Annotated in this window: 15 protein-coding genes; all 15 read right to left on the bottom strand. The window is 38.2% G+C overall.

The genetic code is table 11. The annotated features are described in order from the left end of the window. Positions 1 to 383: 383 nt before the first annotated feature. The 15 genes from QBK89_RS00075 to QBK89_RS00005 all read right to left on the bottom strand — a co-directional run bounded on the left by QBK89_RS00075 (position 384) and on the right by QBK89_RS00005 (position 16,483). On the bottom strand, positions 384 to 1,421 hold the full coding sequence (locus QBK89_RS00075; protein ID WP_284138964.1) for an AimR family lysis-lysogeny pheromone receptor: 1,038 nt from the start codon (positions 1,419 to 1,421) through the stop codon (positions 384 to 386). A gap of 380 nt (positions 1,422 to 1,801) precedes the next feature. Continuing rightward, on the bottom strand, positions 1,802 to 2,671 hold the full coding sequence (spoIIQ, locus tag QBK89_RS00070; protein ID WP_284138963.1) for a stage II sporulation protein SpoIIQ: 870 nt from the start codon (positions 2,669 to 2,671) through the stop codon (positions 1,802 to 1,804). Positions 2,672 to 2,906: 235 nt separating this feature from the next. Further along, positions 2,907 to 4,061, bottom strand: coding sequence for a stage II sporulation protein D (spoIID, locus tag QBK89_RS00065; protein ID WP_284138962.1), 1,155 nt, complete (start codon positions 4,059 to 4,061; stop codon positions 2,907 to 2,909). Between the two features lie 307 nt (positions 4,062 to 4,368). Next, positions 4,369 to 5,373 carry an ABC transporter ATP-binding protein gene (locus tag QBK89_RS00060; protein WP_284138961.1) on the bottom strand — a complete coding sequence of 335 codons (1,005 nt, stop codon included), beginning with the start codon at positions 5,371 to 5,373 and terminating at the stop codon, positions 4,369 to 4,371. Continuing rightward, positions 5,373 to 6,332, bottom strand: a complete 960-nt coding sequence (locus QBK89_RS00055; RefSeq protein ID WP_284138960.1) for a C40 family peptidase — start codon at positions 6,330 to 6,332, stop codon at positions 5,373 to 5,375. Before QBK89_RS00055 ends, QBK89_RS00060 begins: the two co-directional genes overlap by 1 nt. A gap of 217 nt (positions 6,333 to 6,549) precedes the next feature. After that, positions 6,550 to 7,467: a S66 peptidase family protein gene (locus QBK89_RS00050; protein ID WP_284139275.1), complete on the bottom strand. Its 918-nt coding sequence runs from the start codon at positions 7,465 to 7,467 to the stop codon at positions 6,550 to 6,552. Positions 7,468 to 7,571: 104 nt separating this feature from the next. Further along, entirely contained in the window at positions 7,572 to 9,206 is a 1,635-nt protein-coding gene (locus QBK89_RS00045; protein ID WP_284138959.1) for a peptide ABC transporter substrate-binding protein, read from the bottom strand. Positions 9,207 to 9,277: 71 nt separating this feature from the next. Then, a complete protein-coding gene (locus tag QBK89_RS00040; protein WP_284138958.1) occupies positions 9,278 to 10,282 on the bottom strand; it encodes an ABC transporter ATP-binding protein in 1,005 nt (334 codons plus the stop codon). 8 nt (positions 10,283 to 10,290) lie between these two features. Then, the gene (locus QBK89_RS00035) at positions 10,291 to 11,247 is read right to left on the bottom strand and encodes an ABC transporter permease (protein ID WP_284138957.1); all 957 of its coding nucleotides are present in this window, start codon (positions 11,245 to 11,247) and stop codon (positions 10,291 to 10,293) included. Position 11,248: 1 nt separating this feature from the next. Next, positions 11,249 to 12,181 carry an ABC transporter permease gene (locus QBK89_RS00030; RefSeq protein ID WP_284138956.1) on the bottom strand — a complete coding sequence of 311 codons (933 nt, stop codon included), beginning with the start codon at positions 12,179 to 12,181 and terminating at the stop codon, positions 11,249 to 11,251. Positions 12,182 to 12,231: 50 nt separating this feature from the next. Beyond that, complete coding sequence (locus QBK89_RS00025) at positions 12,232 to 13,065, bottom strand: serine hydrolase (RefSeq protein ID WP_284138955.1); 834 nt, start codon at positions 13,063 to 13,065, stop codon at positions 12,232 to 12,234. A gap of 26 nt (positions 13,066 to 13,091) precedes the next feature. Further along, the gene (locus QBK89_RS00020) at positions 13,092 to 13,919 is read right to left on the bottom strand and encodes a M55 family metallopeptidase (protein WP_284138954.1); all 828 of its coding nucleotides are present in this window, start codon (positions 13,917 to 13,919) and stop codon (positions 13,092 to 13,094) included. A gap of 177 nt (positions 13,920 to 14,096) precedes the next feature. Beyond that, positions 14,097 to 15,407 carry a UDP-N-acetylglucosamine 1-carboxyvinyltransferase gene (gene murA / locus QBK89_RS00015; protein WP_284138953.1) on the bottom strand — a complete coding sequence of 437 codons (1,311 nt, stop codon included), beginning with the start codon at positions 15,405 to 15,407 and terminating at the stop codon, positions 14,097 to 14,099. 34 nt (positions 15,408 to 15,441) lie between these two features. Beyond that, positions 15,442 to 16,155: a YwmB family TATA-box binding protein gene (locus QBK89_RS00010; protein WP_284138952.1), complete on the bottom strand. Its 714-nt coding sequence runs from the start codon at positions 16,153 to 16,155 to the stop codon at positions 15,442 to 15,444. A gap of 97 nt (positions 16,156 to 16,252) precedes the next feature. Beyond that, positions 16,253 to 16,483 (bottom strand): DUF1146 family protein, encoded by a 231-nt coding sequence (locus QBK89_RS00005; protein ID WP_284138951.1) that lies wholly within the window; start codon positions 16,481 to 16,483, stop codon positions 16,253 to 16,255. Positions 16,484 to 16,786: the final 303 nt, after the last annotated feature.

Raw genomic sequence — 16,786 nt, 5'->3', positions numbered from 1 at the left:
ATGCTTGCTAAACTACAAGCATGGTCCTTAATTTTTTTATGGAAAGGGTTCAACCTACAAAATAGCACGATACCAATTTTTAACTTGTAAATAATTTGCTAACTACAATGATTCAATCAATCAAATGTACCCATATCTGGGTCGCGGTTGATTACATCACCGGTTGGGACACTTGTCAAAATTAATACAAACGATAACATAGAAGCCAAAATCAACTTGTTAACATTTTTCATTTTATCCCTCCTAAGCATTTTTTTTACAATTAAGATTATAAAAGGTTGAACCCTTGAACCTAATTTCAATGGAGTTATTCTGGATGGTGATTCTTTTGTATGTGGATGGGGGCTATACTTGTATGGATAGTCCCCCGATGCTGAAATGGATTAATCATTAATTCGTTTGAGTGCATTAAGTGGAAGTCTGCTGAAGAAATAATCACTACGTTTCACAATAAAGAAATCATAGGATTGAAGTAGTATATTTTTATCCTGTTTTGCTACACCTAGGTAGTACATTTGAAAAGGACTTTTAATCGGTAATTTTTCCAGTATTGCGATAGCTTGATTATAGTTTCCTTTTGCAATTTCGATATGCGCTTGTTCACTCTTATCCTCTGTCGTAACTCCTTCAACTCGTTTAAATTGCGCTGAGATAAATGGAATATTTCGTTGAATGATTCGATGTTGAAGCTTTTTATTGTTCGTCCTTTTCGATAGCTTTAGCGCTTCATTAAGATGGTACATCCCTTGATGGTACGTATCAAACGTATAGGTAAGGCCAAGACTAAGATGTAAATTTGCTATGGTGTCTTCATTTTTAGTTTGATTAATTGCTCGAAACGCATACTTTCTTGCCATGATTAGTTCATTGCGAACCCAGTAGTAAACAAACAGATATTGATACAGTCGTAAATTTATGCAGTTAAGAAAAAAGGTATCCTTAATTCGTTCAAACAAGCCATGCTGCATGTCTAAAAAATTACCAATCTTACCAAATTGCTTCATATCATGATATAGTGCTACCTTCGTCAACTCAATAATACAAACTAGCTCCGGATCATTCGTTTTGATAGCATTCAATTGCTCAATCATCTTAATGGGAGATTGTTTTTTCTTACGCCTATTAATTGTAAGCTGATATACGTGTGCCCACTGACGATTTTGTATATCTTCTGAAGCTAGATTCTTAATGATTAGAATTTCTAATTCCTCATAAAAACCATTGATGTATAAAAATTCTAATCCTTTTCGCTGAATCTCTTTTGAATCGGACTCCAAACAAATCTTTTTTGTTAAATCAATGGCAACTTGTTCATTATGCTCCTGTGCTAAAATCGTCATAATTTGTCCCAAAGATAATTCTATTGAATTGACCAATGACGTGATGAACGTTGGTTTTACTTTTTCATTTACACGTTTCACTGCAAAATTCCTTTCTTATATGGCTAGTTTATAGAAAAGTTATCCTGTCAATGCGATTTCTTTACAATGAACCGCTTTTCTGCAGCTAATCATTTGAAGCAAAGTTCTGAAGAGAATCTTGCATGTTTATTTATACAAGTATTTTGTAGAAATATTGCATTTCCTATCAATTTATGTCCCTACTTCATTGGTTATAAATATATTAACACGAATATTCGCAAAAACAAGGATTATCGTTCGACATATTTTGCAATATTATGGAAATTAATTTTGTGTTTCGCATCATATCAAGGCTTTTGATGTTCCTTGTTTTTGTATAAATTGTAAAAAATACCATGAAGAACAGCTTAAATCTCTATGATTTAAGCTGTTCTTCTATCTTATGATGCATCATTTGATGTATCTTCTTCTGGTTGGTTTGTTGGATCAGAAGTATTTTCCTTTTGCTTCCCGTTTGGGGTCGTTTCACCATTTTCTTCTGTATTCGTTTCTTGTTGCTCATTCGCCTGATCGTTTTTTTCGCTTTCTTCAGTCGCTTCATCCGTTACATTTTCGGCTTCTGCACTATCAAGCTTGCTAACTGGTTGATTAAAATACGTTTCTGGATTTACTACTTTACCAGCTTTTCTTAATTCGAAATGAACATGGTTGCCATTATCCTTACCAAAGATATTTTTTCCTGCAACACCTAGTAAATCGCCCTGCTTTACCTTTTGCCCTGCTTTTACTTTCACACCGTCTAAGCTAGCATAATACGTCATTACTTCACTTCCATGCTCTAATACGACGACATTTCCAAGAAGTGGATCCTCTTTTACTTCCATTACGGTTCCACTTAGTGATGCAGTAACATCGAATGGATCTCCATTTGCTGCTGCAAGATCTACTCCAGTGCTTTGATAATAGCGACTGTTATGGAGGATTAATGCATTGACTTGATCCTCCTGATCCGCACTGTAGTCAAAAAATTTAGTTACAATTTCTGCTTCAGTTTCCTTCGTTACAGGCATCTTAATGACTTCCTGCTGATCAAGCACGGCTTCTGCATCTTCATCATAAGGACTTGGTGTGTAATTGTCACTAATATCCTTATCGTCTCCTGCTTCTGGGATTTGATTATCTAAGTTTTGATACCAGATAACAACAGACAGAAGTAGTGCAGCTATAACCAAGTACACAGCGGGAAAAAACCATTTTTTGCGAAAAAGTTGTCTCCACTTATTTTTTGGAGTGTTGTTTTCCTCTTTCATAAGATCATCACCTCAACAACCATTCTGATCAGAAAAAGGAAAAACTATACATTTTTATACAACTTTTTTCACTATTTACGAATTTTTTTATAGAAATGAAGCATATTAACAGGATATTCTTCACAATCAAATGAAACGAATAGGTTAATAGATCGTACAAAAAATGTCACTTGGTGAGATGAAATTCCTAATTAGTGATAAACATGAATACTGAAGTGTACCCGCAGACTAAATACTACTTGACTACTAATGCAGGAGCTGTTTCATTCACTGTGCTAATTTCTACACCTTGAAAATAGTATGACAATATTTCTTTGTATGTTTTTCCTTCTTTAGCCATCCCATTTGCTCCATATTGACTCATTCCAATACCATGACCATAACCTTTTGTCGTAAAAACGAGATGGTTACTTTTTTGTTCAATGGAAAAGTCACTTGATTGAAGCTTTAATTTTTCTCGAATATCCCTTCCAGTAAAGCTTTTGTCTCCTAACGTAACTTCTTTTACTCGCTTTCCTTCCGTCCTCGAAATTTGAATAGATTTATTATTTAATTGTGATAAATTTGTTTGCAGCACCCCTTCTACTTCATCAATCGTAAAGGTTTTTTGATCTAAATATTTTGGTGATTTTTTATCCCACGGACTTTTCACACTTCGCAAATATGGTAGTTTATTTTGCCAATAATCCTCCGAGTTTTCTGTATAACCATTGCTAGTTGAGAAAAACGCTGGAAATATTGGTGCATTTTCATAAGTTAAAATCTCTCCCTCGGTATCTACAACCGCTTGATTAATTTTACTCATTTTCTCGTTATATTCATTTTTCCACTTTTTTCTTAAATCCATTTCACTGCTATATACTTGATCGCTCACTGTATCCGTAACAAACGCATCCGGATTATCATTCTGGTGTATCATGCGATAGACAATAAACGTTCTTGCAGCTAGCACTTGCGCTTTTAATGCTTCCATTTCAAAATCGGCTGGCATTTCTGAGGCTACCACTCGTGCCACATAGGTTTCTAGTGGGACTTTTTCAATTTCCTCTGATTCTGATCGCATAACAGTAACAGAAACTGCAGAATTATTGGGCAATGTCACAATACCTTCCTTCTCACTCTGATCATTAACAGTGGTTACTTTATTGTTCTCTGATACAAATGGGGTAACAATTAGTGTGGGAATAACTAGAATGACAGAAAATAAAAAAGCGACTCCTAGTATACCGGGAAGCTTCCAAGATGTACCTTCATTTCCTGAACCAAATTTGCTTTTCATTTTTGAACTGGTTATTTTTCTTTTTTGGGTGGTGTACGGTTTCTTTTTATTCCCTTTTGATGCTGTTCGTTGTTTCCATTTCTTTGCTGTTACATTGTTGCGTATTTTCACAGATTGGGTACCCTCCTATCTTTGGACATGTCTAGTAAAGCTAGCAAATGTTGTACTTCTAGTATTCCTACTATTAAACGTATACAAAATACGAATACAATAGAACCTTATTTTTTTAAAAAAATAATGTAAAGGGAATCTTTTAAGTGAGGGGCATACTTCCTGTTGCATAAGAAATAAAATGAGGCACGAGAAATGAAGTATGAAAGATATCGGTCTCCAAAATAAAAAAAGACAGATCTACGTATGGTCCTTTGATCTGTCTTCGTTCATCCCTCCTATTATAATTTAAAGGGAAACTACTACATTATTGGCTTGCAATCGTAATTTTAGGAGATGTCTTTGTTGTGTTATTCCCCTCGTATAAATGACAGGCGACAAAGTGGTCTTGTTCAACCTCTTTCCACGACGGCTTTGTTAAACTACATACCTCCATTGCCATCGGACAGCGCGTTCGGAACACACATCCGCTTGGCGGGTCTATCGGACTTGGCAACTCCCCATTTAAAATAATCCGCTCTCTTCTTTCTTCCACATCTGGATCTGGGATTGGAATTGCGGATAAAAGTGCCCTTGTATATGGGTGTAATGGATTATCATAGAGCTTACTGCTTTCGGTCAGCTCTACCATATCCCCTAAATACATAACACCGATGCGATCGGAAATTTGCTTTACCATCGATAAATCATGGGCAATAAATAGAAATGTAAGGCCTTTTTCTTCTTGTAGCTCCTTCAGAAGATTCACTACCTGTGCTTGAACAGAGACATCTAATGCGGATATCGGCTCATCAGCAATTATAAATTCTGGATTCAAGGCAAGTGCGCGTGCAATCCCTATTCGTTGTCGTTGGCCTCCGCTAAATTCATGTGGATAGCGATTGGCATGATCTCGATTCAGACCAACCTCTTCCAGCAGTTCATAAACACGTTCAAGCTGCTCCTTTTTACTTTGGAACAATTGATGAACCTCCATCGGCTCAGAAATAATCTCTCGAACGGTCGAGCGGGGATTTAAAGAGGCATATGGATCTTGAAATATCATTTGCATGCTGCGATAAAATCGAAAACGTTCTTTTTCATTTAGCCCGTGCACATCTTCTCCTTTAAAAAAGACTTCGCCATCCGTGCTTTCGTACAATCCTAGAATGGTTCTGCCAATCGTTGATTTTCCACAGCCAGATTCACCAACAAGTCCAAACGTTTCTCCTTTTTTTACATAGAAGGAAACACCATTTACAGCCTTTAGAATACGTCCCTTCCCTATTTCAAAATGTTTCTTTAAATCATTCACCTGTAATATTTTTTCCATTACGCTCTACGCTCCTCTATTGTCGACCAATAACGCCTTGCAACACAAAGCTCTTGTTCATATAGTGTTCCAGCTAAAGGAGTAATTTCTATGCCCTTCCCTGTTTGTGGAGAATGTACCATTTCCCCGTTTCCGAGATAAATCCCTACGTGATGTACATTGCCTTTTCCTTCGTTATGAGCAAAAAACAAAAGATCTCCACTTCGCAATTGGTCTAATGGCACCGCTTCTCCGTGAATTGCCTGATCTGAAGCATCTCGACTGATTTGGTAGCCATTTGCTTTATAAGCTGCATACGCTAAACCGGAACAATCATAGCCAAATGAGCTCATCCCACCCCAAAAATATTCAAGGCCGATAAACATCGTTGCAGCTAGAGCAATTGCTTGTCCAGATCTTTGCTTCATTCCATCTCTTGTATTTACGATATAGACATCACTCTTTAATAAAAATGCACTTCCTTCAGGTGTTTTAACTTTTATCCTCGCTTCTTCATCAAAAATAACCGGCAAGGCTGTTAAAAAACTGAGCGAAAAAATGCGATTGCCGGAGTGTTCCTCTAACCAAGCCGTTTTCGTTTTCACTACTGCGGTTTGTTCTCGTTGCCAATCTGCTTTCATTACTTTTTTTAATTGTACGATTGGGACCCAGCCAGGATAGCCGTAATCATCCTTGCTTGATGGCTGGGATGGAATAACGATACGTGCCCAACCCGCTTTTATTTCTCGAACCAGCACATATTCGCCGAATAGCAATTGGGTTTGAACGCGGTTTTCATCACATAAGGCTAGCTTGTCATGATAAGATAATGTCTTTACCCATTGCACAATATTCGTTGGATTCTCTAACCCTAGCTTATCCATATCTCTTGCCGACTGTGGAGATGTCCAAACTGTAGCTACTTGAACCGAGGTTACCCACAGCTCTTCTTGTAGCGAATCAAACGTTTGTTTATACACGCTAGCACTCCTCGTATAGTATGGTTAGGCGTTTTTATCCGCCTATTGTTTCAAATGTTCTCTAAGCTATTACTTCTGACTACAGGCGGATGCTTTCCACGGGCATGGCTTGCGTCTCCTCGGAAGAAACCCGCTTCCCTAGTGTCTCAAATCTCATGCTTTTCCGATTGGAGTCACCACCTTGATGCAAGTAAACCTCTAAGCGTCCATGCTCCTTTCATTGCACTCCTGGTGTAATCAATAACGTTTTTGAGGTGCTATCAAGTGTTGCTTCAACACCTAAAGGAATAGCTATATTTGGTGTGCAATGACCTATTTTAAAGCCTGTTACTACCGGACACGCTATTTTTTGAAAGTAGTGGTCAAATACCTCTTCTAATGTGAGGGATGGAGAAGCTTTTGGAGATGAATCGGCAAAATCGGCCACAGCTACCCCTGCTAGCTTGGAGAGTTTTCCAGCTAAGCGCAGCTGGTTGAGCATGGAATCGATCCGATATGGCGCCTCGCCAATATCCTCTATTAAAAGGATTTTATCCTTTGTATCGATCTCAAAAGACGTTCCAAGTGTGCTCGTCAAAAGGGAAAGGTTGCCACCAACAAGCTGTCCTCGCGCTGTTCCAGGAACAAGCACGTGAAGTGGAGAAATCTCCTCTGTATAACGTATTTCCATCGGTGCAAATAATTGATCCAACATAGCGAATGATTTCGAGTCAAAATCAGGTTTTGCGATATCTGACTCGATCATCGGACCATGAAATGTAACTAATTCTGCTTGCTTATGAATAGCAGTGTGTAAGTATGTAATATCACTATAGCCCCATATAATTTTTGGGTTGTCACGTAGTAATGCATAGTCAATACGATCAGCGATTCTTCCTGTTCCATAGCCTCCTCTTGCAAAAAAAATTGCTTTTATCGTTTTATCTGCAATCATCGTATTCAGATCATCTAAACGTTCTTCATCTGTTCCCGCTAAATAGCCATATACGGTAGAAACATAATTTCCTAGCTTGACCTTTAGTCCCTTTTTTTCTAGCAATGGAATTGCCTGATACAGCTTTTCCATGTTTGGTGGACTTGCAGGAGCAAGTACGCCAATCGTATCTCCAACTTGTAAACGATCTGGATAAATCATATCAAGCAAGCTCATCCCTTCCGTACGGATAAAAGTGATGCTGGGACAAAAGATTTTTTATGATTGACTCAGTTACCCTATTCGCCCCAGCATTTGTATCCTAATTAATTTTGTTTATCGGCATACTTTAAATCAAAATAGCCAACTGGATGACGTAAAATGCCCGAAACGCCTTCTGCTTCTAAAACAACTGTATTGTAATAACGAATTGGCATAATAATCATTTCTTCGGCTAGCATTTTTTCTGCCTCATACATATATTCCCAACGTTTTTCTTCATCCGACTCTGTTTTTCCTTTTGCAATTAGCTCATCGTATGCTTTACTAGAGAATCCCGTACGATTCATATAAGAGTCTGTTATAAAGCTTTCTAAAAAGTTAATTGGATCACTATAGTCATTAATGAAAGAGCTCCGCGAAAACTGCAGTTCCAATGCTTTTTGTGCTTCAGAGAACACATTCCATTCCTGATTTTCTAAAGATACCTCGACCCCAAGTGTTTCCTTATACATATTTTGTAGCTCTTCTGCTACTGCTTTATTCGTATCACTTGTATTATAGGAAAGCGTTATTGGTGGAAGCTTCTCATAGCCTTCCTCCTTCATTCCTTCCTCCAGTAATTGCTTTGCCTTCTCGGCATCAAATGTAACTAAATCCCCGTTTTTTTCACGGAAATCCTTTCCATCTGGCCCTTTAAACCCTGGAGAAACAAAGCCAAATGCAGGCTCCACACCATTTTTTACGACATACTCCGCAATATTCTCTCGATTGACAGCATATGCAAACGCCTTTCGGATCTTTTTATTTTGAAATGGTTCTTCTTTTACATTAAATCGATAAAATTCCAGTCCACCATAATCTCCAATAAATACATTCTCACCGTCAATCAGTTGGTCAGAAAGCTCTGCTGGAATACTTGCGGTATCAAGATCTCCACTTTCAAACATTTGATACTGCGTATTCGAATCATTTACCATCGCAAAATGAACTTTATCAAGCTTTACTGCACCTTTATCCCAATATTGATCGTTCTTAGCAAAAACCATTTCCACATCATGGTCCCACGATTCTAACTTAAATGGTCCATTTGATACAAAGGTATCTGCCTCCGCATGCCAATCTGGCGTTTCTGCAGCAACTTTATGGTTAATAGGAAAGAACGCTGGATTTGTTAGCAAATCCGGGAAAAATCCTGTTGGGGCTGTTAAAACAACCTCTAATGTCTTGTCGTCCTTTGCCGTTACTTTCACATCATCAGCTTTGCCTTCTCCATTGTTAAATGCTTCTGCTCCTTCAATAAAGTATCCGAGAAAAGCTGCTTCAGAAGCATTAGCTGGATCAAGCATATATTTCCAAGCAAACTCAAAATCCTTTGCCACGACAGGATCGCCATTCGACCATTTAGCATCCTCTCTAATCGTGAAGGTATATGTTTTTCCATCTTCTGAAACATCAATTTTTTCCGCTGTGGCGGGTTCTGCAACATGGTCCTTATTCAGCCGAGTTAAACCTTCCATTAAATTATTCAACGGATCCCAAGATACTGCATCAAATCCAATCGAAGGGTCTAATGATTTCGGTTCTGTTCCATTATTTAGCTTTAAAATCTTTTCTGTACTTTCCTTTGCATCTTTACCTTCTTCATCATTTGGCTCTTTACCTGCATCCTTTGTTGCGGTACAACCGACTAGTACAAAAACTGCGAACACGGTCATTAAAAAAACCAGAAACTTCTTCACTGTATTTCCCCCTTTGTTCATTTTATTTCCTCCATATTCTTAAAACTTTATTGCTACTTGCGAGCTACTCACTATTTTATCGGCAGAGTAGCTTGCAATTGCTTTGCCCGTTCATCCTGCAACCAGCACGCTACATGGTGAGAATCAGTTATGTTGGTTTGAACAGGATAAACTTTATTACACACCTTCATTGCAAAAGGACAACGCGCATAAAATGAGCAGCCCTTTGGAGGTGAGAATAAATCAGGTGGTGTACCATCAATCGGTGTTAGTTTTTCGCCATCTAGATCCAGGCGAGGAACAGATTTTAAGAGTCCTTTTGTATAGGGATGCTGTGGACGATAAAAAATATCTCTTTTCTCTCCCATTTCAATGATCTTCCCTGCATACATGACTGCAATTCGATCAGCTATATTCGCAACAACCCCAAGATCATGCGTAATTAAAATAATGGAAACACCTGTCACCTTTTGGATTTTCTCGAAAAGCTCTAAAATCTGTGCTTGAATGGTTACGTCAAGTGCGGTTGTTGGTTCATCCGCAATGAGTAGCTCTGGTTCACAGATAAGTGCCATTGCAATCACAATTCGTTGACGCATTCCACCACTAAATTGGTGAGGATATTGCTTTAATCTCTCTGCCGGATTAGAAATTCCAACTAATTCCATCATTTCAATCGCTTTTCTTTTTGCTTTGTCAGGAGACACCTTATGATGCTCTCTGAGCCCTTCCATTAGCTGTGAGCCAATGGTTAAGGTCGGATTTAACGCAGTCATCGGATCCTGAAAAATCATTGATATATCAACACCGCGAATCGAACGCATTTTCTTCTCTGTCTCATGCATTAAATCCTTGCCTTTAAAGCGAATCGAACCTTTATCAATTTTCCCTGGTGGATTTGGAATAAGTCGCATAATCGCATTGGATGTGACACTTTTTCCGCAGCCTGACTCTCCTACAATTGCTAGCGTTTCTCCTTGTTTTAATGAAAATGTGACTCCACGCACTGCTTTGACTGTTCCACCATATGTAGAAAATGTGACGTGTAGATCTTCAACTTCAAGAATATTTGTCATCTATACACCTACTTCCTCAGCTTCGGATCGAGTGCATCCTGTAGTCCATCACCTAGTACGTTAAAGGCAAACATCGTAAAGGAAATAAAAAAGGCAGGAAAAAATAACGTCCACCAATTTCCTGATAATATGGCCCCTAGTGAATCATTTGCCATCGTTCCCCAGCTTGCATATGGGGATTGAATTCCAAGTCCTAAAAAGCTTAAAAATGCTTCTGCAAATATTGCCGATGGTACGGTCAACGTCATTTGTACAATTATCGGCCCCATCGAATTTGGAAGTAAATTACGCCGAATAATACGTGATGTCTTCGTACCAAATGACCTAGAGGCAAGCACAAACTCATAGTTTTTTATTTGTAGTACTTGCCCGCGAACAATTCGCGCCATTCCAACCCATCCGGTTACGGTCAGCGCAACAATAATCGTCGTTAAGCTCGGTCCTAATACTACTAAAAGCAAAATAACGACTAACAAGTACGGAAGTCCATATAATATTTCAATAATGCGCATCATCACATTATCTGTACGTCCACCCTTATAGCCCGCAATTCCTCCATAAATAATACCAATCGACACATCAATTAATGCTGCCATTAATCCAACAAACAATGATATCCGTGCACCAAACCACGTACGTGTAAATACATCACGTCCATGGGAATCTGTGCCAAACCAATGGGATGCAGATGGTTCCTGATATTGATTGGGCAAATCTGATTTATTCACTTCATAAGGAGATAAAATCGGTCCAAAGATAGCTAAAAAGATTAAGATGATTAAAAAAACGAGACCTGTCATTGCTAGTTTATTTTTACGTAGTCGTTTCCATGCATCATTCCAATAGGATAAAGAAGGACGAGCAACCTTCTCTGCTTGCGCTTTATCTGACTGTTCCCATTCAAACCAATCATCGGGAATGTTCGTAGAGGAGGGCATGATGGAATCCTTTGAGGTATATTTCATACTATTCACCCTCCTTTTGATGTACCTTTATACGCGGGTCCAATATGCCATAAGCAATATCAACTAGAAATAACATCATAATTAAGAAGACGCTATAAAACACCGTTGTTCCCATGATTACTGGATAATCTCGATGATTAATGCTTTCTACAAAATACTTTCCCATCCCTGGGATCGCAAATATTTGCTCAATAACAAATGTACCTGTCAATATACCTGCTAATAAGGTTCCCATAATGGTTACTACTGGCATGAGCGCATTACGTAAGGCATGCTTGAAAATTATTTTCCATGGTGATAATCCTTTTGCACGCGCCATCTTGATGTAATCCTGGGTGAGCACTTCTAGCATCGTGGACCTCGTTAGTCTGGCGATAATCGCCATCGGACCTGTTGCCAATGCTAGTACAGGAAGAACCATATGCTTTGGACTAGACCATGTGGCTACTGGGAACCATTCCGCATTTACGGCTAGCTGTTGAATTAATAGCGTAGCTAAAATAAAGTTCGGAATTGATATTCCAAATACAGCAACTCCCATTGCTAGATAATCAACGAAGCCATTATGTCGGAGAGCTGCAATAACACCTAGAATAATCCCTGATATAACAGCAACGATGATCGTTATAAGTCCTAATTCAAATGAAATGGGAAAGCCCCTCCCTAATAAATCATTTACCGTTTGATTCGGTTGTTTAATAGAAGGACCAAAATCAAATAGAATAACCGATTTTATATATTGGAAGTATTGAATATAGTAAGGTTCGTCCAGATTATAAAATTTTTCCAGATTTGCTTGTACTGTTTCGTTCGATGACTGGTCACTATTAAAAGGTGAGCCGGGAATAGAAATCATTAAAACAAACGTAAGTGTCACGATAATCCATAGTGTAATACACATAATCAATAATCTTTTTAATATATAGCGCAGCACATAACCCTCTCCTGTATCATTATCTTTCTAACATTCCAAAATCTATTTAGTTAGCAAACGCTTTCATTTTTGGTTATATGTAAATAATCATAGATTTCTCTGCCAATCAATTGGATTGTATTCCGCGCAACGAGATCATCCATATCCTTTGATAGTACAGAGGCAATTAATTGACGTTTCCCTACATAAAAAATACCTATATCATGGTTAATTCCTTGAACATTTCCTGTTTTATGAGCAATTTCCCAATCTTTTTGTCCTCCAAAGTAAGAAGGCTCTGGAGAAGCTAGGCGGCCTGGAAGTCCATCTTGAATTTGCTGCTTTTTTAATATCGCAATCATTTGCTCACATGCATGCGCAGAAATCACTTTGCCTAAGGCTAGTTTTTTTAACATGGCATTCATTTCTGCTGCTGTAATCGTATTATTTCCTTTCCTAACTGCAGGTACAATCATTAGCTTGTTGTAAAACTTACTTTGAATAAACTCATATTCGACCATTCGTTGTTGAATATGAGGCTCTCCTAGAAGATCAATAAGCATGTTGGTAGCAGTATTATCACTCTGAATAATCATTAACATCATGACATCGTATATCGGTAGCTTGATACCTGGCGTCATATACTGGAGTACACCAGCACCACCTACTTGATCTGCCTGTTTCAGCTGTAGTTCATCATCTAATGAAAGATCACCATTATGAGACGCATGAAAAACAGCCATCATAATCGGAACTTTAATCACACTTGCTGCATAAAATGGTTCGTTCGCATTCCAATACCAACGTTCGTTTCGGTCAAGGTCTTCTAGGACTATCCCCCACTTGCCATTCGTATTCTCAATAATATGTTGGATACGGGCGGTTAGCTTCTTCATTCGATACATATCAACTCCTTATAAATATGTACTTCTCACGATGAAAATGTAGCGTTTAAAGCTAGTTCTACCATTACAAGCATGGCCTGATACGCTTCCAATATATCCTTTGCCTCAAAGCGAACGATTGTTGTTCCAGCTTCTAAGATTGTACCTGGCATGAGACTGGCCCATTCTGCCTGTCCATAATTGTTAAATTCAATTTTTATGACCGGTTTTTCCGGTGGAGCAAGTGGATCGACTTTGTTCCGTCTATCTAAAGCATGCTGTACACGTTTTGATAATAATTCACCAGCTTTTTGGGGCGTTAAGCTTTTAACCGCAGACCTCGATATCGTTTCCTTTACCGTTGCAGTCGTTACATTAGGGATCAATTCCTCTGCCTCTTTAACTGCTTGATCATCTCCTGCTACCATTAATATTGGAACTTCAAAATACCCAGCTACATAGGCATTTAATCCCAACTCACCAACTGGTTGGTCGTTTATGTAAAAATTCCGTACAGCATGGATCATTGAATGCGACATAACACCAAACTGTCCAGCGCGAGCATGGTAACCAATAAATAGTGCTCCATCATAGGAAGCATCTAAGCCTTGCATCATGGATAAAGGCTTCCCCTCACCAGTAATTAACAATGCCTCAGGATGTAAGGCATCAATTAACAAGTTGTTCATTTTAGAATGGCTATCATTCACAACAATTTCACTACAACCACTTTGCATTGCTGCCTCGATAACATAATTCGTTTCATCGGTCATAATCTTTCGAGCGCGGTTGTAATTATGCTTTTCAGCGAGTACAAATGTATGGTCGGGCAATCCAGTAATTCCTTCCATATCAACAGAAAGATATAATTTCAAGATGATTCACCCTTTATAAATTATTTATAATTTTCATTTAATTTTAGCATAACCTTAAATAAAATAAAAGATGCATTTTTACATATTAAATCCTCTTCACATACAAAAAAGCCCCAATGAATAGATATTCACTATTCATTGGGGCTCACTTCATGAGAATAATAGAAAGATAGCCGGTTATTTTGCAGTTTCTAAATCTGCCTCAGTTGTAGGAGTTACGACATCTCCACTTTCATCAACACGTTCAATATCTGCTCCGAGCGCAGCTAGCTTGCCAGCAAGATCAACATATCCTCGATCTAGATGCTTCAATTCTGTTACTCTTGTAAAGTTCTCAGCAGCTAGACCAGCTAAAATCAACGCAGCGGCAGCACGCAAATCGGTTGCTGCAACCTCAGCACCTTGTAGATTTGAAGGACCTTCAATAATGACACTTCGCCCCTCAATTTTCATCTTCGCATTCATCCGGCGAAACTCTTCAACATGCATAAAGCGATTTTCAAACACGGTTTCTGTTATGACACTCGTTCCTTCCGCACATAACATTAATGCCATCATTTGCGATTGCATGTCAGTAGGAAACCCTGGATGTGGTAATGTTTTGATATCCGTAGCTTGGAGCTTTTCTGGTCCGATCACGCGAATACCATTTTTTTCTTCCACTATCGTTACATTCATTTCTTGAAGCTTTGAAATAACAGGACGCAAATGCTCACTCACCGCATTTTCAATTAAAATATCTCCTTGAGAAATAGCTGCAGCCACCATAAAGGTACCTGCCTCTACTCGATCAGGTATGATATTGTGTTCCACGCCCTGAAGTTTTTCTACACCTTCGATGCGAATAGTTTCTGTTCCTGCACCGACAACCTTTGCCCCCATCTTATTTAAGTAGTTGGCAAGGTCAACTATTTCAGGTTCTTTTGCACAGTTTTCAATGATGGTTTTGCCCTTTGCTAATGCTGCCGCCATCATAATGTTTTCCGTTGCGCCAACACTAGGCATATCAAGGTAAATTTTTGCACCCTTTAAGCGACCATTAACATGCGCTTCTACAAAGCCATTCCCTACATGGACCTCTGCTCCCATTGCTTCAAAACCTTTTAAATGAAGATCAATTGGGCGAGAACCAATTGCACAGCCTCCAGGCATAGCAACCTTTGCGTGTCCATAACGGGCTAATAGTGGTCCCATCACAAGCACGGAAGCACGCATTTTTCGTACATATTCAAAAGGAGCTTCTGTCTTCAATTCAGTTGAAGCATCAACCGTTACCGTATTATTACTAAAATGTACATTTGCATTCATATTTCGTAGTACTTCATTGATTGTATATACATCTGCCAAGACAGGAACATCATAAATAACGCTTTTTCCTTCACTTGCAATAAGACTGGCTGCAATAACAGGTAATACTGCATTTTTTGCACCTTCAACCTTTACAGTGCCCCTTAATTGCTGTCCGCCTCTTACGATGATTTTTTCCATATTTCAAATCTCCTTCAGATCCATTTTCATAATATTAATATTCATTTATTAAGATAGGTGTTCCAATGGTGAATGTGACGTCACCTTGCTTATCTATTTCAGTAACGATTTGTACATTCATTGGCTTATTATGTATGATAAGCCGCTCTTCCCATAATGGTGTATACCCGTAAATAATTTTTTTATGCATCGTTTTTACTAGATTATCAGTCTGTGTAGAAACATGTCGTAATTTAAGTTTTTTTGCTAGATTATCTGATAAATAACCAATATCCATTATAGCATTAGGTTTAGTTGTCAGACAAGTAAATATTTCCCGTTTCTCTGTGAAATATTGTTCGGTAACTTGTTGTTTAATTTTTTGATATTCAGACTGTGTAGGTGGATCCCAACCGGAACCCTTTATTACGATTGAAAAAGATGCACGATACTGTTTGTTTTTAGGTAAAACAGCATTATAGGATACGATAATTCCAGACGTTTTATGGATGTCTCTTGAAGCATATTTTATACTGTTTTCATCTTCTTCTCGTAAAACGGAGTCTTTATGCTTCCAATCTTCCAGCAGCTGTTCAATTCTTGAACGTTCCGCGTTTTCCTTTATCGTGATCTCCCATGTTTCTATCAAATCTCCTTCACTCGTAATAATCGATGCTAATTGGACGAGTTCATCCTTTTTGATACTAGATGCGAACACGTTATTGGATAATAAATAGATTAGTACAGAGATAATAATAACCTTTCTCATAAAAAAACCCCCTTCACCATACGCTTTTATAAGTATGATCAAAGGGGAATTCATATATACATAGTTTAAGAGAATACTAGATATTTAGAATGATGTATTAGAATAGATACATCAAATCTCTGGACCACTGCATAAATTCTAAGAAAAACCGACTAACACCAGCACCAATTATTATCGCGAGGAACAATAAAAAGATTTTCGCCTCAGCTGCATGGCCTTTACGAATAATAGGCTCAAAATTAATGCTTTGCATTATTCTCCACGTAATAAAAATAAATATAAGGTGTGAAATCATACTAATAATAGCTAACTGTCCAATTGAAAACATATAATCCTCCTATTTGCTAATACTAATGTTACTCTGCCATGCTTTGCAATGGTTGTCAACGGAAAGTTCACCTCTTCTTTCTCCTTTGGTTATTCCGAACGACAATTCCAGTCAATACATCCTAGTTTTCTTATTTCCCGGGAAATATCGACATATATTGCTTTTTTGTCTTCTCAAAAAAGTAACTATCCGCCCGTAAAACGGGCGGTTTTAGTTTCGCCCTATAAGGGCACTTTACCAACGAGGCCCCTAAAGGGGCTTCGAAATTGACCGTCAACCGTTTATATTCCTATCTATTTTTTA

The sequence above is a fragment of the Virgibacillus sp. LDC-1 genome (genome assembly GCF_030137545.1).
Taxonomy (GTDB): domain Bacteria; phylum Bacillota; class Bacilli; order Bacillales; family Amphibacillaceae; genus LDC-1.
The sequence above is the reverse complement of the archived record's forward strand: the minus strand, read 5'-3'. Positions and strand labels throughout refer to the sequence as shown.